We start from the raw sequence: 20,120 nt of genomic DNA, 5'->3' as shown, positions 1-20,120 counted from the left end.
CGGGCATGACCCGTGAGCGCAGCTACACATGGGGCGACCCGATGGAGTCCGCGGCGGAGGTGATGACCAGCTCGGGCATCGACGTGCTGCGGGCCATCGCCGAGGGCCGGCTGCCGGCCGCACCGATCGCGGCCACCCTGGGCATGGGCCTGGAGTCGGTGGAGCCGGGCAAGGTCGTGTTCACCATCGAGCCGGCCGAGTACCACTACAACCCGATCGGCTCCGTGCACGGCGGGGTCTACGCGACGATCCTGGACTCCGCGACCGGCTGCGCGGTGCACTCCATGCTCCCGGCCGGGGTCGGCTACACCAGCCTGGACCTCACCGTGAAGTTCCTGCGGGCGATGACCACCCGCACGGGCCTGGCCCGCTGCACCGGCACGGTCACCCACCTCGGCGGGCGCACCGCGCTGGCCGAGGCCCGGCTCACCGACGCCGACGACCGGCTGCTGGCGACGGCGACCAGCTCGATCCTGGTCATCCGCCCGCAGCCGGGCGCCGCGGTCAGCTGAGCACGCCGGGGGCGATCACCGCCCCGTACCGGGCGAAGGCCTCGGCCGGCTCCAGCGGGCGGTCCATCAGGTAGCCCTGCGCCTGGTCGCACCGGTCGTCGCGCAGGTCCTCCAGCTGGGAGACCCGCTCGACGCCCTCCGCCACCACGCCCAGGCCGAGGATGTGCGCGGTCTGGATCATCAGGGTGACCAGCGAGCGCTGGGCGGGGTCCTCGGAGGCGACGAAGGACCGGTCGATCTTCAGCGTGTCCACCGGCATCGCACCGAGCTGGCCGATGCTGGTGTAGCCGGTGCCGAAGTCGTCGATGGCGATGCCCACGCCCAGCGCCCGCAGCCGGGCCAGGTGGTCCAGCGCGGCCGGGGAGTCGACCAGCACCGTCTCGGTCACCTCCAGCACCAGCAGCTGCGCGGGCAGACCGGCCGCGGTCAGCGCGTCGCGCACGTGGTCGACCACCCGCGGGTCGGCCAGGTGCCGGCCGGACAGGTTCACCGCCATCGTCGGCCCGCCGTCGGACTCGCCCCGGGCCGTGCGCCAGGACGCCAGCTGGGCGGTGGCCCGCCGGAGCACCCAGGCGTCGAGGTCGCAGACCAGGTCGGAGTCCTCGGCGACCGGGATGAACTCCGACGGCGGCACCGAGCGGCCCTCGTGCTCCCAGCGCAGCAGCGCCTCCCAGCCGGTCACCTCGCCGCTGACCACCTCGACCACCGGCTGGTAGACCAGCCGCAGCCCGCCGTGCTCGAGCGCGTCGCGCAGGTGGGCGTCCAGCTCGTGGCGGGCGGCCATCCGCGACCGCAGCTCGTCGTCGAACAGCTCGACCCGGCCCTTGCCGCGGGCCTTGGCCAGGTAGGTGGCGGCGTCGGCCTGCGCGATCAGCGTCTCGCCGACCAGCTGGCCGTCCTGGGAGATGGCCACCCCGATGCTGGCGCCGACGTGCACGGCGACCTGGCCGCCGGAGGCGTGCGGCACCAGCACGTCCTCGGCCACCGCGGCCACCAGCCGCTCGGCGAGGGCCACCAGCGCCCGGACGTCGTCCACCGGCTCGATGAGCGCGACGAACTCGTCCCCGCCCAGGCGGCAGACGGTGTCCCCGGCGCGCACCCCGGTCGCCAGCCGGCCGGCCACCGTCCGCAGGACGGCGTCCCCCGCGGCGTGCCCGGCGCGGTCGTTGACCGCCTTGAACCCGTCCAGGTCGACGAACAGGACGCCGACCATCGAGCCCGACCGCTGGCCGCGGGCGAGCGCGGCGTCGACCAGCTGCAGCGCCTGCGCCCGGTTGGGCAGGTCGGTGAGCGGGTCGTGGGCGGCCTGGTGGGCGAGCTCGGACTGCAGCCGGTCACGCAGCTGGACCGACCGCACCAGCTGCTGCACCGAGTCGTGCACGACCTCGCCCAGCGGGCCGGGGAGCGACTCCGACAGCGTCGGGCTGTCCAGCTCGCCGCGGGCGACGGCGGCGGCCTGGTCCTGGATGCGGCGCAGGCTGCCCACGGCGTCGTCGAGCGCGCCGGAGACGGTGCGGACCTCGCGGGGGCCGGTCACCGGCACCGCGACCAGCGAGCCGCGGCTGATCTGGGCGGCCTGCCCGGCCACGGCGGCCAGCGACCGGGTGACCGACCGGCCGAACCACCAGGCGACGGTGACGGCGACCAGCGTGACCAGGAACGCGGCCAGCAGGGTCGTCGTCCGCTCGGCGTCGGCGGCGGCCCGGTCGGCCGCCGCGGCGTCGACGGCGGTGCCGACCGCGGAGGCCAGAAGCGCGTCCGCGTCGGCGGAGCGCTCGGTGCCCGCGGTCACCAGGCCGGAGATGGTCAGCAGCGGCAGCTCGACGGGCTCGGGCCCCGCCGCGCCGATGGTGCCCTGCAGCGTCTGCGCGGCCGGCGTGGCCTGCAGGTCCCGCCAGTCCTGCGCCAGCTCGGAGCTGCGCAGCCCGCCCAGGCCGAGGACCGCGGAGGTGTAGTCCTGCTGCGCCTGGGTCCAGGAGGCGCCGGTGTCCAGGTCGCTGGTGGCGGCGAAGGTCCAGCCCAGGAACTGGGGCAGCTGCCGGCTGCTGGCCTGGACGTACCGGGCGACCAGGTCGACGTCGGCGACCGCGGCGGTGGTGGCGCCCGGGATGTCGGCGGTCGACGCCCCGGCCATCTCCGACCGGCTCGCGGCCGCGAGCGCGTCGGCGGCCTCCCCCATGCCGTAGTAGGCGTCGGCGAGGGACCCGAGGTCCTGGCCCGGGGCGTCGACGTCCGCGCGCAGCCGGGCGATGGTCGTCGTCGCGGCGTCCACGGCGGCGGTCGCGCCGTGCCGGCCCGCCGCCGTGACGGCGTCGTCGGTGGCCGACCGGGCGTCGGCCAGCCCGCTGCGGGCCGCGCTCAGCGCCGCCTCCGCGAAGGCCGCCGGGACACCCAGGCTCTGGGCCGCGCCGGGGTTCTGCAGGGCGGCCACGGTCAGCATCGGCAGCACCTCGCGGTCCACCGCCCCGGCCGCGGTGGCCAGGGCGGCCGCGGACCGGACGGAGCGGTCGGCCTCCGCCGCGGCGTCGGCGTCGCCGCCGGCCCGGACCACCAGGAACGCGGCGAAGGCGCCCACGCCCAGCAGCGGGACGAGGACGAGTGCGGCCAGGTGGGCCCACAGGGGCAGGCCGGTGCGGACGGAGCGGGAGGTCACACCTGCCCATCGGCGCAGGTCGGCGGCCGGCGGAGGGCACCCACCCCCGTGTGGGGATCCGGACCTCGACGTCCTCGGATGCGCCGCCGTGGTGGAGTGGTGCGGTGAGCGACCCCGCCGTCCGGCCCGCCCGCCGGCCCGACGTCCCCCGCACCTCGGCCACGCTCGCGCGCGCCTGGGCCGACTACCGGTGGTCGGGCTGGGCGCTGCCCGAGGACGGCCGGGCGCAGCGGCTGCACCGCTGGTGCGAGCTCGCCGTCCTGCGCGGGCTGGACACCGACTCCGTCTGGACGACCGGGGACGGCGCGTGCGTCGCGGTGTGGGCGCCGCCGTCCCCGCCGCCGGTGGCCGACGACCTGCAGGCGGTGCTCGACCGGGACCTGCCGCGGATGCTGGGCAGCCGGCAGCCGGTGGTGCTGGCCAGCGAGCGGCTGGCCGAGCAGGGCCTGCCCGACGTGCCGCACTGGCGGTTGCTCGCCGTCGGCACGCTGGAGGGGCGCCGGCACGCGGGGCTCGCCGCCGAGGTCTGCCGGCCGGTGCTGGAGCGCTGCGACGCCGACGGCGTGCCGGCCGCGCTGACCGTCTACACCCGGCTGGCGGTCACCTGGGCGCAGCGGCAGGGGTTCGCGGTCACCCACGCCACCCGCACCGCCGTCGACCACGAGCTGCCCGTCTGGGCCATGGTCCGCCAGCCGGCCCGCGCCTCAGGCAGCGGCGAGGACCGGGACGGCCGGTAGCTGCAGCGCACCGGCCAGCTCTGCCGACCGGTCACCGGCGATCCGCGGTGACCGGGTGAGCAGGGCGACGGCGACCATGTAGGAGTCCTCGTCGGCCCAGCCGCGGCCGGCGTCGACGAGCTCGCGGATGCGGTCCAGCACCTTGGGCTCGCGGCTGTAGTGCCCGAGCTCCAGCGGCATGGCCAGGAAGCTGGCCACCCGGAACCCCGCGTCCGCGGCGGCGGCCAGGGTGCCCACCGGGTCGGCGTAGCTGGCCACCGCGGCGACGACGTTCTCCCACGGCCCCTCCAGCACCCGCAGCAGCAGCGCGTTGCCGTCCGGACCGCCCCACAGGCCCGGCAGCTGCAGGTCGCCGTCCGGGGCGGGCAGGTAGGGCGGGTTGGTGATCACCGTGCGGGCGGGCGACCCGGCGCTCCCGGCGAAGAAGTCCCCGTGCTCGACGGTGTAGCGCCCGGCGACGCCGTGCTCGGCGACCACGGCGCGGGCCTCGTCGACCGAGGCGGCGTCGACGTCCCACGAGCGGACGGCCAGCCCCGGCAGCCCGGCGACGACCTCGGACACCGCGCGCGCGTCGCCGGTGCCGAGCTCGACCACGCCGCCGTCGGCCCAGTCGAGCTCACGGGCGTACTGGCGCAGCACCAGCCCCAGGGAGCAGGCGAAGTGGGCGGACTCGGCGGTGCAGTCGAACGGCATGCGGGGACTCCAGCGTCTCGCGGGGTCACTCCGGCCGTGGTCTCCAGCCCTCGTGGGACCGGCACCTCCTCCCCGCTGCGGCGGCCCGCCAACCATCCCCAGGTCAGCGGGCCGCCCCGGCGGGTCAGTCGCGCGGGCCGCCGGCGACGTAGATGACCTGCCCGGAGACGAACCCGGCGCCCTCGCTGGCCAGGAAGGACACGGTGTGCGCGATGTCCTCGGGCTGGCCGACCCGGGCGACGGGGATCTGCTTGGCGGCGGCGGCCTTGAAGTCCTCGAACGGCATGCCCACCCGCTCGGCGGTCGCGGCGGTCATCTCGGTCTCGATGAACCCGGGCGCGATGGCGTTGGCGGTCACGTTCCAGCGGCCCAGCTCGATGGCCAGGGTCTTGGTGAAGCCCTGCATGCCGGCCTTGGCCGCGGAGTAGTTGACCTGGCCGCGGTTGCCCAGCGCCGAGACGCTGGACAGGTTCACGATCCGGCCGAACTCGGCCTCCACCATGTGCTTCTGCGCCGCCCGGCTCATCAGGAACGCCCCGCGCAGGTGCACGCCCATGACGGCGTCCCAGTCGGCCACGCTCATCTTGAACAGCAGGTTGTCACGGGTGATGCCGGCGTTGTTCACCAGCACGGTCGGTCCGCCGAGGGCCTCGGCGACCCGCTCGACGGCCGCGGCCACCGAGGCCTCGTCGGAGACGTCGGCACCCACCGCGACGGCGTCGCCGCCGGCGGCCTTGATCGCCTCGACGGTGCCGGCGCACGCGCCCTCGTCGAGGTCCAGGACCGCGACGGACATCCCGTCCGCGGCGAGCCGGGTGGCGATCGCCGCCCCGATCCCCCGGGCCGCACCCGTCACGATCGCCGTCCGCTGAGCCTGCGCCATTGCTGTCTCCTCCTGGTTCGGGGGGCCGGGCGCCGCCGCCGACCGGGCGGCCGGGTGCGCTACCGGCCGGTAGGTCCGCGGACCGTCCTACCAGGTGCCCCGCCCCGCCGCCGACCCGGCCGGTCGCCCGTCCGGGGTGGGCACCGGAGTCCTCGGGTTCAGCAAGGCCCCCCGGCGGTCGAAGGGGAGGGGGTGAACCCACCCCCGAGCCCGGTCCGGCTGCTGGCCGCCGTCCTCGGCGCGGCCGCCCTCGCGGTCGCCCTCGTGGCGCTGGGCCACCCGGTGCCCGCCCGGGTGGGCACCACGACGGCGTTCGCCGGCGCGGCGCTGCTGTGCCTGCGGCGGGCCCGCACCACGCCGACGGAGCGCGGCACGTGGACCCGGCTGGCGCTGGGCGCCGCCCTGCTCGGCGGCAACGCCCTCTACCGGCTGGTCCAGCTCTCCCTCGACCTCGGCGGCCCCTGGTCGGTCGTGCCGGCGGTGCTGACGACGGCGGCGTTCCCGGTGCTGTACAGCGGGCTGGTCCGCTGGAACCGGGGCTCCCGCCTGCTGCAGCGCCGGTACGAGGCCTGGACCGGTGTCGCCGCCGCGGCGCTGGTGCTCGCCGCGCTGGAGGCCTGGACGGCGCACGGCGGGCCCCTCGCCGACCGGCCGCAGACCGCCCGGCTGGTCCTCGAGCTGCCGGCGTCGGCCAGCGCCGTCCTGCTGCTGGCCGCCGTCCTGACCCCGCTGTCGGCGGGGGTGCGCGACCCCCGCGGCTGGCTGACGACCGCGGCCACGGTGGTCGTCGTCGTCCCCGTCTGGGCGCGGGCACTGGGCATCTCCGGGGCCGACTGGGCCCCCCTCCCCCTCGCGCTGGCCGCCGCGGTGCTCGCCTGCGCCGCCGCCCGGCGGCCCCGCCCGGCCCCGCCCGGCCGACGGGACGGTTCGCTCACCGCCGGCGAGGCGCTGGCGATGCTGCTCGGCGTGGTGGCGGTGCTCGCCGTGGCCGCCACCCGGGTCAGCGCCCTCGTCGTCGTGCTGGCCGGGTTCACCACCGCGGTGTGCGGGGTCCGGCTGCTGCACGGCCTGCGCGGGCTGACCCAGCTCGCCGAGGTCCGCCAGCAGGCCACCACCGACGAGCTCACCGGCACCGCGAACCGGCGCGCCCTGCTGCACCGGATCGCCCAGGTCACCGGCACCGGTGAGCAGGTGTGCCTGGCCGTCCTGGACGTCGACGACTTCGGCACCATCAACGACGGCCTCGGCAGCCGCGGTGGGGACCAGCTCCTCGTCGAGGTCGCCGGCCGGCTGCAGGGGGCGCTGCGGGCCACGTGCGTGCTCGGCCGGCTCGGCGGCGACGACTTCGCCGTGGTCGCCGCGACGCCCCCCGGGATGCCGCCGACCGACCCGCTCGAGCTCGGTGCCCGGTTGACCGCCGCGCTGGCCGGGCCGTTCACCGTCGGCGGCCTGCGGCTGCACGTCACGGCCAGCATGGGCCTGGCGGCGACCACCGCCGACGACGGCGAGCAGCTGTTCGTGCGGGCGGCGACGGCGCTGCGGGAGAGCAAGCGGCTGCGCACCGGGCCGGTGCTGCACGACCCCGCCCGGCACGACGACACCTCGGGCCAGCTGCGGCTGGTCGAGGAGCTGCGGCTGGCCCTGGTCCGCGACGAGCTGGTGCTGCACCTGCAGCCCCAGGTCGACGTCGGCACCGGCGCGCTGCACGGCGTCGAGGCGCTGGTGCGCTGGCAGCACCCCGCGCGGGGGCTGCTGGGCCCGGCGTCGTTCGTGCCGCTGGCCGAGGCGCACGGCCTCATCGGTCCCCTGACCGAGCGGGTCCTGGAGCTGGCGCTGGCGCAGCTGGCCCGCTGGCGGGCCGACGGGGTGCGGCTGCGGGTCTCGGTGAACCTGTCGGCGAGCAACCTGCTCGACGAGGCGCTGCCCGAGCGGCTGCTGGGCCGCCTCCTGCACCACCGGGTCGACCCCGCCGACCTCGTCCTGGAGGTCACCGAGAACGTGTTCGCCGGTGACTCCCCCCAGGTGCGCGGGGTGCTCACCGCGCTGGCCGGGCTCGGCGCCGGGCTCAGCATCGACGACTACGGGACCGGCTGGTCGTCGCTGGGCTACCTCCGGCGGCTGCCGGTGGGCGAGCTGAAGCTCGACCGCTCGTTCACCGCCGACCTGCGCACCGACCACCGGACGGCGGCCATCGTCGGCTCGACCATCGACCTGGCGCACCGGCTGGGGATGCGGGTGGTCGCCGAGGGCGTGGAGGACGAGCCGACCCTGCACGAGCTGGAGCGGCTGGGCTGCGACCTGTCCCAGGGCTACCTGCACGCCCGCCCGCTGCCCGCCGACGAGCTGGCCGGCTGGGTGGCCGCGCGGGCGGCCTCGCCGGGGGCGCTGACCGCGGGCTAGTGTGGTCCGCACAACCGAACACACCGACAGGGGAGCGCCTCGGCGCTGAGAGTGCGGGCAACCGCAGACCCTCGAACCTGAACCGGGTCATGCCGGCGTAGGGAGTCTGGAGCAGCACATGTCCGTGCAGGACCGTCCCGTCACCACCGCTCGGTGGCGCACCGTGGACATCGTCACCACCGCCGTCCTCGGCGTCGCCTTCGGCGTGGTCTTCATCCTGTGGAACCTGGTGAACTCGGCGATCGCGCTGGTCCCGCCGGTGTCCGGGGTGATGAACGGCGTCTACCTGGTGCCGGCCCTGGTCGCCGGGCTGCTGGTGCGCAAGCCCGGCGCGGCCACCTTCGCCTCGACGCTGGCCGCCGCCGTGAGCCTGCTGGCCTCGCCCTACGGCGGCATCATCGTGGTCTACGGCCTGGTGCAGGGCCTGGGCGGCGAGCTGGGCTTCGCGCTGGCCCGCTACCGGCGCTTCGGCTGGGGCACCGCGGTGCTGGCCGCGGTCACCGCCGGGCTGTCCACCTCGCTGCTGGACCTCACGCTCTACTACCCCGAGGTGTCCTTCTGGGGCGTCAAGGTGCCCTACACCGTGCTGACCGTGCTCAGCAGCGTGGTCATCGCCGGGGTGCTCGGCCTGCTGCTGGTGCGGGCACTGGCCCGCACCGGTGCGCTGAGCTCGTTCGCCTCGGGGCGCAGCCGCGTCTGAGCAACCGGTCGCGGTGGCCGGGCGGGGCACCGCCCGGCCGGCCGCCGTCCGGGCCCGCGGGCTGGCGGTGCGGCACGCCGGCCGGCTGGCCTGGGCGCTGACCGGCGTCGACCTGGACGTCGCCCCCGGCGAGCGGGTGCTGGTCACCGGCGCCTCGGGGGCCGGCAAGTCCACCCTGTTCGCCGCGCTCGCCGGGCTGCTGGACGCCGAGGCCGCGGAGGTCACCGGCGAGCTGGCCGTCGACGGCCGGCCACCCGCCGGTGCCCGGGACCGGCTGGGCCTGCTCATGCAGGACCCCGACGCCCAGCTGGTGATGACCCGCGCCGGGGACGACGTCGCCTTCGGGCTGGAGAACGCCGGGTTGCCGCCCGAGGCCATCTGGCCGCGGGTGGACGACGCGCTGGCCGCGGTGGGCTGGCGGTACGGGCGCGACCGGCCCACCCAGGCGCTGTCCGGCGGGGAGAAGCAGCGGCTGGTGCTGGCCGGCGCGCTGGCCCGCCGACCCGGGCTGCTGCTGCTCGACGAGCCCACCGCCCAGCTCGACCCGGCCGGCGCCGCCGTGGTCCGCGAGGCGGTGGCCCGCGCCGTGGTTGCACGTGGAACCACGCTGCTGGTCGTCGACCACGACGCCGGCCCGTGGCTGCCGCTGGTGGACCGGGTGGTCGAGGTGCGCGAGGGCGGGCTGGTCGAGCACCCGCCCGGCTGGGCGCCGCAGCCCCGCGCGGCCAGCCTGGTGCTGCCCGCTGCGACCCCCGGGCCGACCCGGCTGGGCGCGGAGCGGGCCGGGTTCACCTACCGGGGGACGACGACACCGGCCCTGCACCCCACCTCGCTGGCGCTGGCCGCCGGGACGGTGACCGCGGTGACCGGGCCCAACGGGACCGGGAAGTCGACGCTCGCGCTGCTGCTGGCCGGCCTGCGCGCACCCACGACCGGGTCCGTGCTGGCGTCGGCCGAGCTGGCCGTCCACGGGGAACGCCGTCCGCACCGCTGGCGGGCCGGCGACCTGGTCACCCGCATCGGCACGGTGTTCCAGCAGCCCGAGCACCAGTTCCTCACCGGCCGGCTGCGCGACGAGCTTGAGCTCGGCCCGCTGCGCAGCGGCAGCGGCTCGGCCACCGCCCGGGCCCGCGCCGAGGAGCTGCTGGAGCGCCTCGGCCTGGCCCCGTTCGCCGACGCCAACCCCTTCACCCTCTCCGGCGGGCAGCAGCGCCGGCTGTCGGTGGCCACCGCCCTGGCCACGGCGCCGGCCGTGCTGGTGCTCGACGAGCCCACCTTCGGCCAGGACGCCGCCACCTGGCGGGAGCTGGTCACCCTGCTGGCCGAGCAGCGGGCCGCCGGCTGCGCGGTGGCCGCGGTGACCCACGACCGCGACCTGGTCGACGTCCTCGCCGACGCCGAGGTGGCGCCGTGACCGCCTCCCTGTCGCTGGGTCCCGCCCCCGACGTCCCGCTGTCGCGGATCAACCCGTGCGCGCAGATCCTGGCCGCGGTCGCGGTCAGCCTGGCGCTGCTGGCCACCCTCGACGCCGTCACGCCGGCCGTGGTGGTCGCCGCCGAGCTGTGCCTGCTGCCCGCGGCCGGGCTGACCGACCCGCGGGCGCTGCTGCTGCGCACCTGGCCCCTGCTGCTGGGCGCGGGGACGCTGGCCGTGGTCAACGTCGTCCTCGGGGACGCCGGGGCGCTGGGCGCGCTGGGCATCGCGCTGCGGGTCGTCGGGCTGGCGCTGCCCGGCGTGCTGCTGGTCGCCTCCACCGACCCGGTGCGGCTGGCCGACGCGCTCACCGTGCACTGGCGGTTCCCGCCGCGGGTGGCGGTGGGGTCGCTGGCCGCGCTGCGGCTGGTGCCGCTGCTGGTGGCCGAGTTCGAGACCGTGCAGCTGGCCCGGCGCACCCGCGGGGTGGAGGCCGGGCGCAACCCGGTGGCCCGGGCGCGGCTGGTCGCCGGCATCGCGTTCACCCTGCTGGTCGGGGCGGTCCGACGGGCCGGTCGGCTGGCCACCGCGATGGACGCCCGCGGCTTCGACTCCGGCATCCCTCGGACCAACGCCCGCGGCTCGGTGCTGCACGCCCGCGACCACCTGTTCGTGGCCGGCGCCGTGCTGGTCGCCGCGGTCGCGGTGACCACCAGCGTGCTGGCGGGCACCTGGGCGCCGCTGTTCGTCGGCGGCTAGGACCTCCGGCGCTGCGCGGTCTCCACCGCGACCAGCCCGAGCAGCACCGACCAGCCCAGGGCGACACCCAGCAGCAGCGGCGGGACCACGCCGAGCAGCAGGCCGATGACCAGCGGCACCGACCCGAGGATGCCCAGGTCCGGACCCCGCAGCAGGGTGAACACCACCGTGACCGGAACCGCGCCCACCGGGGAGGACAGCACCGGGCCCGACCAGTCCAGCTCGGGCCGGTAGCCGCCGCGCACCGCCGCCCCCGCCCACGCCGGCGCGGTGGCCGCACCCAGGGCCGCCCACTCCCAGCCCAGCCCGACCAGCCCGGCGGAGACCGCGCAGACCACCACCAGCCCGGCCAGCGGCACCAGCGCGCGGGCCCGGACCACGTCGCGGGCGCCCAGCGGGAGCGACCGGTCGGCGGCGGGTGCGCCGTGCGCCTGCCGCGAGGGCTCGCCCAGTGCGACGGCGGCCAGCGACCAGCCCAGGACGACGGCGACCGCGACCAGCGCGGGCACCCCGCCCAGGCCGTCGGTGCGGGCGGCGAGCACCGGCAGCGCGGTGCCGATGGCTAGCTGGCCCCACCGCCACGGCGACCGGGTGGTCACCGCGAGGTCGCCGGCCACCACCGCCTGCCACGGCGTGTGCACGCGGGCCCAGCGCCGGGCCCGCCGCGGCGGGTGCACCGGGGTGCCCAGCGCCCGGCCGAGCTCGCGGGTGTCCAGCGACAGCGCCGAGACCGAGGCGACGAGCACCGCCGTCCCCCGGTCGCGCAGCGCCCCGGCCGGCACCCGGCCGCTGACCCGGTCGGCGGCCAGCAGCGCCCCCGCGGCCAGCAGCAGCGGGACGCCGGCGAGCACCGGCAGCGGGAGGTCCGGGGCGGCCGGCACCCAGGTCCACCCGGACCCGCCCGCGCCGACGGTGCCGAGCACGGCGGGGACGACGACGGCGACGGTGGCCAGCGACCCGGCCGCCGGTGCCACCCAGCCGGTGAGCGAGCGGGCCTGCAGCAGCACCAGCACCCCGACCGCCAGCAGGGCGAGCAGCGCCGCGGCGAGCACGGTGACCACGACCTCGAGCAGGGTCGGCGCGGCCGGTGCGGCCAGCACCACGGGCAGCGCGACCACGACCGCGGCCACCACGGCGACGGCGCCGACCCGCCGCAGGTCCCCGCGCAGCAGGCCGCGGCGGTCGGCGGGCAGCGGCAGCCACCACGCGGCGGCCGCCGGGGTGGCGCTGAGCGGGCCGAGCCGGGAGAGCAGCGCGACGACCGCGGCGGCGACGACGAGGGCGGCCACCAGGGCGGTGAGCTCGCCGGGCAGGTCGGTCGCCGGCGCCGGCGGGCGGGCCGCGATCCGCTCGCGCAGCGCGGAGAAGGCGCCGCCGAGCACCGCGACGACCACGCCGGCGGTGGTGAGCGCGGACAGCAGGTCCCCGCCGAGGGTCAGCCAGCTGGTGTCCGCACGGCGGGCGGTCGCCCGGCGGGTGAACCGCCGGACGCCGGTGCCGGTGAGCTCGGCGGTCACCGAGGCCGCGGTGCTCACCCCGCGTGCAGGGCGGCGACGGCGTCCTTCGGGGACACCACGGTGCACGCGTCGTCGTCGACCACGAGCACCCGGCGGGCGACGGTGGACAGGAACTCCGGGTCGTGGCTGGCGAAGACCACGGTCAGCCCGCCGGCCACCTCGGCGGCGACCCGGGCGGCCAGCCGGCGGCGCATCTGGGCGTCCAGCCGGCGCTCGGGCTCGTCGAGCACCAGCAGCCGGGCCGGCCGGACGAACGCCGCGGCCAGCGCCAGCCGGCGGCGCTGGCCCGACGACAGCGCCGAGGGCAGCGCGTGCGCCCGCTCGGCCAGGCCGAACTCCGCGACCTCGGCGTCCACCACCTCGTCGGCGTCGGCCACCCCGTGGCCGCGGGCGGTGAGCAGCAGGTGCTCGGTGCCGGTGAGGGAGGGGAAGAAGGCGTCGTCGTCCAGCACGGTGGCGACGTCCCGGCGGAAGGCGGCCTCGCGCTCGTCGACGGGCCGGCCGTCGAACTGCACGGTGCCCGCGATCGGCGGCAGCAGGCCGACGACGGTCTGCAGCACGGTGGACTTGCCGGCCCCGTTCGGGCCGATCACGCCCAGGGCCGTACCAGGGGCGACGCCGACGCTGACCGGCGCGCAGACCGGCTCCCCGCCGTAGCCGACGGAGAGGTCGCGCACCTCGAGCAGCCCCGGCTTCGCCATCACCGCCGCACCCTAGGACCCCTCCCTGTGCGGCCCCGCCTCAGTCCGCGGCGCGCTCCTCGCGGGCGGCCTCGACGAACGGCTCGGCCGGCGACGGCGGCTCCGGCGCGGGCACCGCGCGGCCGGGCAGGACCAGGTTGAGCACGATCGCCACCAGCGCCGAGACGACGATGCCGGAGCTGAACAGCGCACCCCACTCGCCGACCACGCCGGCGATCGCGTCGGGCGCCGACGCGATGCCGCGGCCCAGACCGACCGACAGCGCCACGACGAGCAGCGACCGGGGGGTCAGGCCGTCCTTGCTCAGCAGCTCGATGCCGATCGCGCAGACCATCCCGAACAGCACCAGCACGCCGCCGCCGAGCACCGCGGGCGGGACGGCGGCCAGCACCGCGGCCAGCTGCGGCAGCAGCGAGAGCCCGACCAGCACGCAGGCGCCGATGGTCACCACGTGCCGGCTCATCTGCTTGGTGAGCGCGACCAGGCCGATGTTCTGGCTGAACATCGTCGTGGGCAGCGCGCCGAACACCCCGCCGAGCACCGCGGAGCCGCCCTCGGCCAGGATCCCGCCGCGCAGCTCCCGGCGGGTGGCCGGCCGCCCCGCGCCGCCCTCGGTCACCGCGTGCACGGTGCCCACCGAGTCGACCATGTTGACCACGCCGACGACCGCCATCGACAGGATCGCGACCAGCTCGAAGGAGACGCCGAAGGCGAAGGGCGCCGGGAAGGCCACCACCGGCCGCTCGCCGACCGAGGACAGGTCGAGCAGGCCGAGCGGGACGGCGACCAGGTAGCCCACCAGCACCGCGATGAGCACCGACGCCGCCCGGGCCAGGCCGCGGGCGTACTGGTTGAGCACCACGGTCAGCACGAGCACGAGCGCGGCGACGCCGAGGTTGGCCCAGGAGCCGAAGTCGGGGCTGCCCACGCCGCCGGCGGCGAGGTTGATCCCGCTGGGCAGCAGGCCCAGGCCGATGACCAGGATGATCGTGCCGGTCACCACGGGCGGGAACAGGAAGGCGATCCGGTGGATGCCCAGGCCGATGGCGACCTGCACCAGCGCGGTGACCAGCACCCCACCCAGCACGGCGTCCAGCCCGCGCTCGGCGGCCAGCGGGACGGCGACCGCGATGAAGGCGAAGCCCGAGCCCATCATGAGCGGCAGCCGGCTGCCCACCGGGCCGATGCCGATGGTCTGCAGCAACGTGGCCAGGCCGGCGCACAGCAGCGCGGCCTGCACCAGCAGCACGGCCTCGCCGGTGGTCGCGCCGATCACCCCGGCCAGCAGGATCGCCGGGGTCAGGTTCGAGGTGAACATGGCCAGCACGTGCTGCAGGCCCAGCGGGACCGCGGTGCCCCACAGCGGCATGCCGTCGGGGTCGGCCGGGTCGCGCCGCACCTTCGCGGGCCTCGTCGTCGCCATCGCTGCACCCCTCCCCCGGGACCCGTCGTCCCTGCTCGGGACGAGACTGGCGGGTCCGCGTCACAGCGGGGTCACAGACTCGTGTCGCGACGTCGTGGGCCCTACGGTGCCGGTCGTGGCCCGGTCGGTCGTCCTGCTGCGCGGGATCAACGTGGGGAAGGCGAAGCGGATCGCGATGGGTCCGCTCCGCGAGGTGCTCGCCGCGCGCGGCTACGGGGCGGTGACCACCCACCTGAGCAGCGGCAACGTCGTCCTGGAGACCGACCGCGTCGAGGCCGACCTGGCCGCCGACGTGCACGCCTGCATCGCGGCGGAGTTCGGCCACGACGTCGCGGTCGTCGTCCGGTCCGCCGCCGAGCTGGCCGACGTCGTCACCGCCGGGCCGGTGGCGCTGCCGGCGGGCACCGAGCTGGACCCGGCCCGCTACCTGGTCACCTTCCTGCCCGCCGTCCCCGCGCCGGGGCGGGTCACCGCGGTGCCCGCCGCGGGCCCGGGCGACGGGGCGTGGGCGCTGCGCGGGCGCGACCTGCACCTGTGGCTGCCCGACGGGGTGCTGGGGACGCCGGTCGGCGGCTGGGCGTGGGACCGGTTGCTCGGCACGACCGGCACCGGCCGCAACTGGACCACCGTGACCCGGGTGGCGGCCCTGGCCGCGGCGCCCGCGGGGTGAGGTCGGGGTGACCCCCCGGGGTGCCGGACGGGGGCGTCCGTGGTCGACTGTCCCCGGTTCGCCCGCCCCGGCGACCCGCGACGACGACGAGGAGTCCCCGGTTGGACCGCGACACGGCGAGCCCGGTGTGGCCGTCCGCGGCACCGCCGGACGCGCCGCCCGGTGAGGTCTGGCCGCTCGAGCACGTCTCCGAGCTGCCGCGGGTCCGCGCCCAGCTGCGCCGCCACCTCGTCGCCGCCCTCGACGGCTCGGGGTCCGACGACGCGGCCGAGCTGGTCGACCGCGTCGTGCTGGCCTTCGACGAGATGGCCTCCAACGCGCTGCGGCACGGCGGGTCCGGCGTGGTCGCGCGGGTCGCTCCGCACGGCGCGTCCTGGCTGGTCGAGGTCTGCGACTCCGCCGCGGTCGCCCCGCCCACCCCGGCCATCGGCCGCGACCCCAGCCAGGGCGGCCTCGGCCTCTACCTGATCGCCGAGATGTCGACCGCGCACGGCTGGCACACCGTCGGCGGCACCAAGAGCGTGTGGGCGCTGCTGCCCCGCTGAACCCCGACCGGCCCGGCGTCGACGCTGTGCTGGCCCGGTCCCGCGCCGGTGTCGTGCGGCTGGACCCGGCGGGTACGGCGGCCGCGCTGGCACGCGGGGCCCTGGTCGTGGACACCCGCACCGAGACCCAGCGCGCCGAGCAGGGCGAGCTCCCGGGCGCGCTGGTCATCGACCGCACCGTGCTGGAGTGGCGGCTGGACCCCACCAGCGGCAGCCGCATCCCCGAGGCCACCGGGTGGGACGTCGAGGTGGTCGTGGTCTGCCACGAGGGCTACAGCTCGTCGCTGGCCGCGGCGAGCCTGCGCGCCGTCGGGCTGCACCGGGCCACCGACCTGACCGGTGGGTTCGCTGCGTGGCGCGACGCCGGCTTCCCGGTCGGCACCGGCCCCGCCGACGTCCGCCGCTGACCCGCGGTCAGCGGCCGACGGCGTAGCCCTGCATGCCGCGCGGGTTGGCCGCGGCGGTGAGCAGGCCGGTCGAGGGGTCGGCCGACACCGCCGACAGCCGGCCCAGGGACCAGGGGTCGGCGACCACGACGGTGTGCCCGCGGCGGCGCAGGTCGGCGATGACCTCCTCGCCCAGCCGGGACTCCACGACGACCTCCCCGGCCACCGTCTCGCGCGGGTAGAACGACGACGGGAAGGACGTGGTGTGCCAGGCCGGGGCGTCGATGGCGGCCTGCAGGTCCAGGCCGCGGACGGTGTGCGCCAGCCAGAAGCACAGCTGCCACTGCTCCTGCTGGTCCCCGCCCGGCGTGCCGAAGGCCAGCCAGCGGCCGGTGGAGCGGTCCTGCGCCAGCGTCGGGGTGAGCGTGGTGCGCGGCCGCTTGCGGGGGGCCAGCGAGTTGGGCAGCCCGCGGTCCAGCCAGAACATCTGCGCCCGGGTGCCGAGGCAGAAGCCCAGCTCGGGGATGGTCGGCGAGCTCTGCAGCCAGCCACCGGACGGGGTCGCCGACACGATGTTGCCCCAGCGGTCGACCACGTCGACGTGGCAGGTGTCGCCGCGGGTGGTGCCGTCTGCCTCGGTGATGTGCTCGCCGGTGCGGGCCACGGTGGGCTCCCCGACGCCGGCGCCGGTGGCGAAGCTCCCGGACGGGTCCGTCACGTGCCGGGGGAGCCGGGGCGGGCGCCCGTCGGGTGCACCGGGCCGCAAGGTCAGGCTTGCGGTGTCACCGACGAGCGCCCGCCTCCCGGCGGTGTACTGCGGGTCGAGCAACTGCGGGATCGGGACGTCGGGCACGTCCCCGTACCAGGCCTCGCGGTCGCCCATGGCCAGCTTGACCGCCTCGACGGTGGCGTGGACGACCTCGGCGGAGGGTGTCTGCTGCCCGGCTCCGGAACCCGGTGCCAGCGCGGGGACCCCGTCCAGCATCGCCAGCGCCTGGAGCAGTGCCGGTCCCTGGGACCACGGCCCGGCCTTCGAGACGTCCCACCCTCGCCAGTCGGTCGTGACCGGGGGCTCGTACGTCGGCTGCCAGCTGGCCAGGTCGTGCCCGGTGAGGAAGCCCGCGTGGTCGCGACCGGAGTCGTCGCGCACGGGGCGCCGGGAGAACACGTCGATCGCATCGGCGACGAATCCGGAGTACCAGGCCGCGAGCGCCGCATCGATGCCCGCCTCCCGGGAGGGTCCGCGCGCTGCGTCGAGCAGCCGGCGGTAGGTGGAGGCGAGGGCGGGGTTGCGGAACAGGCGACCGGCTTCCGGAGGAGCTCCGTCGGCGGCGAGCCAGGTGGCGGCCGAGGTCGGCCAGTGGGTGGAGAAGTGCTCGGAGACCGAGGCGACGGTCGCTGCCACCCGTGGGGAGAGCGGGTGGCCGGACTCGGCGTACTCGATCGCGTAGCGGAGGACGGCGTCCAGCGGCAGGCTGCCGTGGTCGCGGAGGAGGGTCAGCCAGGCACCGACGGCACCGGGGACGGTGGCCGCGAGCAGGCCCGTACCGGGGACCAGCTCGAGACCGAGTGCCTCGAACGCTTCGATGGTGGCTGTGGCCGGGGCGACCCCCTGGCCCGAGAGCACGGCGGCCCGGCCCGCGAGCCCACCGGACCCGCCGCGGGCGAAGACGACCGGGACCTCGCCACCCGGGCCGTTGAGGTGCGGCTCGACGACGTGGAGCACGAACCCTGCGGCGACGGCGGCGTCGAAGGCGTTGCCGCCGGCCTCGAGGGTCGCCATCCCGGCCGAGCTGGCGAGCCAGTGCGTCGAGGCGACCATGCCGAAGGTCCCGGCGAGCTCGGGACGGGTCGTGAACACCGCTCCAACCTACGGACCCCGCCGCTGGGTCGCAGCGTGCCCGGCGAGGACCGGGACGAGGTCCAGGCCACCCCGCGGACCACCGCACGCCGCGCCGTCCGCTGGACAGGACGACCCGACGGGACCGGCGCGGGGGGCGCCACCCGCCGCGGCGGGGTGGCCGCCGGGCGGGGACGGGTGCGCAGCGCCTCCGGGGGCGCCGCGGGGACGCGCGGGGTGCTGGGCAGCTCCCGCATGGGCACCGGGTCGTCGTCGTCCGGGGCGCGGTGCCGCACGGCCGGCGCGACCGGACGGGGCGCGACCACGGGCCGGCCCCACGCCAGGTGGGCGCCGTCCGGGCCGGCGCCCCACGAGCCGAGGCGGCGGTAGGCGGCCCGGATCCAGGCGACCAGCCGGACCAGGGTGAGCACGGGGACCGCCGACCGGCGCGGACGGGGCCGCGGCGGCGGCGCGGCGACCAGCCGGGCGACCGGGAACGCCTGCCGCACCGGCGGGTGCCCGCCGGGCCGGTGGGCCGCGACGGCCTGCCGCGCCAGCTCGACCCGCTGGGCCGAGGTCAGGGCGGACAGCGGGGGTGCCGCATCGCGCCGGGCGTCACCGGCGACCCGCAGCCGAGCAGCGCTGCTGGGCCGGATGACCGGGTACTGCAGCGACTCGGGCATGGGTCTCTCCTCTCCTTGCGAAGCGTGGGCCGCAGCCGGGGAAGGGACTGCGGTCAGGGAGAAGAGTGGCTGCTGTGACAGCCGGGACGACGCCGCGCGCACACGCTCCGCGGCGCGCGTGACCGAACCGTTGTGCACGGCGCGTCGCCGGCCGGTGACCGTGCCCCGGAGCGGGTCACAAGTCGACTGTGCACCGCGTTTCCGCAGGTCGCGCTCCGACGCGGGGTCGATGACCTCGCGGCGCGACGCCTGGGGCGGGCGTGTCGGGTGTGACGGGCGGGGTCAGTGCTGCCGCACGGCGGCGGGGTCGGCCCCGACCGCGCGCAGCGCCTGGACCAGCAGCGTGCCCAGCGGGCCCTCGGCCACGGTGTAGTAGACGAAGGTGCCCTCGCGGCGGCCCTGCACCAGCCCGGCCAGCCGCAGCTTGGACAGGTGCTGGCTGACCGCGGTGGGCGAGGTGCCGGCCAGCTCGGCCAGGCACGCGACGTTGCTCTCGCCCTGCGCCAGGGCCCACAGCACCGAGAACCGGGTGGGGTCGCTCAGCATCCGCAGCAGGTCGGTGGCGGCGCGCACCTGCGCGGGGTCGGGCATGGCGAAGTCGTCGATGCCCTGGTGCACGGGTCGCATGCTAGTGGGGCAGGCTCTCGGAGGTGACCGAACGCATCCCGCTGGTGATCGACACCGACCCCGGCATCGACGACGCGCTGGCCATCCTGCTGGCGCTGGCCAGCCCGGAGGTCGACCTGCGGCTGGTCACCACCGTGCACGGCAACGTGGAGCTGGCCCAGGTCACCGAGAACGCGCTGCGGGTGCTGCACCTGGCCGGCCGCTCCGACGTCCCGGTCGCCGCCGGCGCCGCCGGCCCGCTGGTGCACCTCCTCCCCGAGCGGGCCGGGCACGTGCACGGCACCGCCGGCCTGGGCGGGGTGGAGCTGCCGCCCTCCCCCGTCCCGGTCGACCCCCGCCCGGCCGTGGTCGCCCTCGCCGAGCTGCTCGTGGCGCACGACCCCGGCACGGTCACCGTCGCCCCGATCGGCCCGCTGACCAACGTCGCGCTGCTGCTGCACGTCTTCCCCGAGGCCGCCGCCCGCATCGGCCGGGTGGTGTGGATGGGTGGGTCGGCCACCCGCGGCGGCAACGTCACCGCGGCCGCGGAGTTCAACGCCTGGGCCGACCCGGAGGCCGCCGCGGCCGTGCTGGGCTCGGACCTGCCGGTGACCATGGTCGGCCTGGACGTCACCCTGCCGACCGTGCTCACCGAGGCCGGCATCGCCCGCTTCCGCCACGCCGGGCCGGTGGGCGCGGCCGCCGCGGGGTTCCTGCGGCAGTACGTCGACGCCGCCCGCGACCGCTACGGCATCGACGGCGTCTGCGTGCACGACGCGCTGGCCCTGACCGAGGCGATCGTGCCGGGGACGCTGGGCACGGTGCGGCGCGACGTCGTCGTCGGCACCTCGCTCGGTGCCGACCGCGGCCAGACCCTGGTGGACCGCCGCACGGTGGCCGACCGCGGGGTCGAGGTCGCCGAGACCGTGGACAGCGGGGCCGCCGTCGAGTTCCTGGTCAGCCGGATGTGCTCCTACCGCTCCTGACACCCGGGGGGCA

General features: G+C 77.2%; 18 protein-coding genes and 1 riboswitch. Of the genes, 10 read left to right on the top strand and 8 right to left on the bottom strand.

The genetic code is table 11. From position 1 onward, the window contains the following. The first annotated feature begins 5 nt into the window (after positions 1-5). Complete coding sequence (locus BLT39_RS18285; RefSeq protein WP_091067043.1) at positions 6-512, top strand: PaaI family thioesterase; 507 nt, start codon at positions 6-8, stop codon at positions 510-512. Here BLT39_RS18285 and BLT39_RS18280 read toward each other — a convergent pair. Beyond that, on the bottom strand, positions 505-3,165 hold the full coding sequence (locus BLT39_RS18280; protein ID WP_091067040.1) for a putative bifunctional diguanylate cyclase/phosphodiesterase: 2,661 nt from the start codon (positions 3,163-3,165) through the stop codon (positions 505-507). The genes BLT39_RS18285 and BLT39_RS18280 overlap by 8 nt on opposite strands. A 104-nt stretch (positions 3,166-3,269) precedes the next feature. Here BLT39_RS18280 and BLT39_RS18275 point away from each other — a divergent pair, with 104 nt between their 5' ends. After that, positions 3,270-3,902: a hypothetical protein gene (locus BLT39_RS18275; RefSeq protein WP_091067038.1), complete on the top strand. Its 633-nt coding sequence runs from the start codon at positions 3,270-3,272 to the stop codon at positions 3,900-3,902. Here the strand turns inward: BLT39_RS18275 and BLT39_RS18270 are convergent. Both BLT39_RS18270 and fabG read right to left on the bottom strand, forming a co-directional pair. Further along, on the bottom strand, positions 3,870-4,595 hold the full coding sequence (locus tag BLT39_RS18270; protein WP_091067035.1) for a class I SAM-dependent methyltransferase: 726 nt from the start codon (positions 4,593-4,595) through the stop codon (positions 3,870-3,872). The two genes, BLT39_RS18275 and BLT39_RS18270, sit on opposite strands and share 33 nt — an antisense overlap. A 124-nt stretch (positions 4,596-4,719) precedes the next feature. Continuing rightward, positions 4,720-5,478 (bottom strand): 3-oxoacyl-ACP reductase FabG, encoded by a 759-nt coding sequence (gene fabG / locus BLT39_RS18265; RefSeq protein ID WP_091067031.1) that lies wholly within the window; start codon positions 5,476-5,478, stop codon positions 4,720-4,722. Positions 5,479-5,670: 192 nt separating this feature from the next. On the opposite strand from fabG, the gene BLT39_RS18260 reads away from it, so the two are divergent. From BLT39_RS18260 to BLT39_RS18245, 4 genes are all read left to right on the top strand, one after another. Next, positions 5,671-7,878, top strand: a complete 2,208-nt coding sequence (locus BLT39_RS18260; protein ID WP_091067027.1) for a putative bifunctional diguanylate cyclase/phosphodiesterase — start codon at positions 5,671-5,673, stop codon at positions 7,876-7,878. Positions 7,879-7,896: 18 nt separating this feature from the next. Further along, a riboswitch (TPP riboswitch) is annotated at positions 7,897-7,999 on the top strand. Then, on the top strand, positions 7,997-8,578 hold the full coding sequence (locus BLT39_RS18255; protein WP_091067439.1) for an ECF transporter S component: 582 nt from the start codon (positions 7,997-7,999) through the stop codon (positions 8,576-8,578). (Overlaps the previous riboswitch by 3 nt.) A 13-nt stretch (positions 8,579-8,591) precedes the next feature. Then, on the top strand, positions 8,592-9,992 hold the full coding sequence (locus tag BLT39_RS23395) for an ABC transporter ATP-binding protein (RefSeq protein ID WP_278247010.1): 1,401 nt from the start codon (positions 8,592-8,594) through the stop codon (positions 9,990-9,992). Further along, positions 9,989-10,750, top strand: coding sequence for an energy-coupling factor transporter transmembrane component T family protein (locus BLT39_RS18245; protein WP_207508120.1), 762 nt, complete (start codon positions 9,989-9,991; stop codon positions 10,748-10,750). The genes BLT39_RS23395 and BLT39_RS18245 overlap by 4 nt, the downstream gene beginning before the upstream one ends. On the opposite strand, the gene BLT39_RS22575 is transcribed toward BLT39_RS18245, so the two are convergent. Genes BLT39_RS22575 through BLT39_RS18230 form a run of 3 tightly spaced genes read right to left on the bottom strand, consistent with a single transcriptional unit; the run spans position 10,747 to position 14,391 of the window. Then, positions 10,747-12,285, bottom strand: coding sequence for a DUF6297 family protein (locus BLT39_RS22575; protein WP_091067023.1), 1,539 nt, complete (start codon positions 12,283-12,285; stop codon positions 10,747-10,749). The genes BLT39_RS18245 and BLT39_RS22575 overlap by 4 nt on opposite strands. Beyond that, on the bottom strand, positions 12,282-12,968 hold the full coding sequence (locus BLT39_RS18235; RefSeq protein ID WP_091067428.1) for an ABC transporter ATP-binding protein: 687 nt from the start codon (positions 12,966-12,968) through the stop codon (positions 12,282-12,284). Before BLT39_RS18235 ends, BLT39_RS22575 begins: the two co-directional genes overlap by 4 nt. A gap of 40 nt (positions 12,969-13,008) precedes the next feature. Then, on the bottom strand, positions 13,009-14,391 hold the full coding sequence (locus BLT39_RS18230) for a uracil-xanthine permease family protein (protein WP_091067019.1): 1,383 nt from the start codon (positions 14,389-14,391) through the stop codon (positions 13,009-13,011). Between the two features lie 115 nt (positions 14,392-14,506). On the opposite strand from BLT39_RS18230, the gene BLT39_RS18225 reads away from it, so the two are divergent. From BLT39_RS18225 to BLT39_RS18215, 3 genes are all read left to right on the top strand, one after another. Beyond that, positions 14,507-15,061: a DUF1697 domain-containing protein gene (locus BLT39_RS18225; protein WP_165640316.1), complete on the top strand. Its 555-nt coding sequence runs from the start codon at positions 14,507-14,509 to the stop codon at positions 15,059-15,061. 101 nt (positions 15,062-15,162) lie between these two features. After that, positions 15,163-15,606: an ATP-binding protein gene (locus BLT39_RS18220; RefSeq protein WP_091067015.1), complete on the top strand. Its 444-nt coding sequence runs from the start codon at positions 15,163-15,165 to the stop codon at positions 15,604-15,606. Continuing rightward, positions 15,585-16,013, top strand: coding sequence for a rhodanese-like domain-containing protein (locus tag BLT39_RS18215; RefSeq protein ID WP_242658533.1), 429 nt, complete (start codon positions 15,585-15,587; stop codon positions 16,011-16,013). The genes BLT39_RS18220 and BLT39_RS18215 overlap by 22 nt, the downstream gene beginning before the upstream one ends. Positions 16,014-16,020: 7 nt before the next feature. Here BLT39_RS18215 and BLT39_RS18210 read toward each other — a convergent pair whose 3' ends face one another. Next, on the bottom strand, positions 16,021-17,853 hold the full coding sequence (locus BLT39_RS18210; protein WP_091067012.1) for a gamma-glutamyltransferase family protein: 1,833 nt from the start codon (positions 17,851-17,853) through the stop codon (positions 16,021-16,023). A gap of 944 nt (positions 17,854-18,797) precedes the next feature. Continuing rightward, positions 18,798-19,133: an ArsR/SmtB family transcription factor gene (locus tag BLT39_RS18205; protein WP_207508119.1), complete on the bottom strand. Its 336-nt coding sequence runs from the start codon at positions 19,131-19,133 to the stop codon at positions 18,798-18,800. Between the two features lie 32 nt (positions 19,134-19,165). On the opposite strand from BLT39_RS18205, the gene BLT39_RS18200 reads away from it, so the two are divergent. Further along, the gene (locus BLT39_RS18200) at positions 19,166-20,107 is read left to right on the top strand and encodes a nucleoside hydrolase (RefSeq protein ID WP_091067005.1); all 942 of its coding nucleotides are present in this window, start codon (positions 19,166-19,168) and stop codon (positions 20,105-20,107) included. The last annotated feature ends 13 nt before the right edge of the window (positions 20,108-20,120 follow it).

Source organism: Klenkia brasiliensis (genome assembly GCF_900100695.1).
GTDB lineage: Bacteria > Actinomycetota > Actinomycetes > Mycobacteriales > Geodermatophilaceae > Klenkia > Klenkia brasiliensis.
The sequence above is the reverse complement of the archived record's forward strand: the minus strand, read 5'-3'. Positions and strand labels throughout refer to the sequence as shown.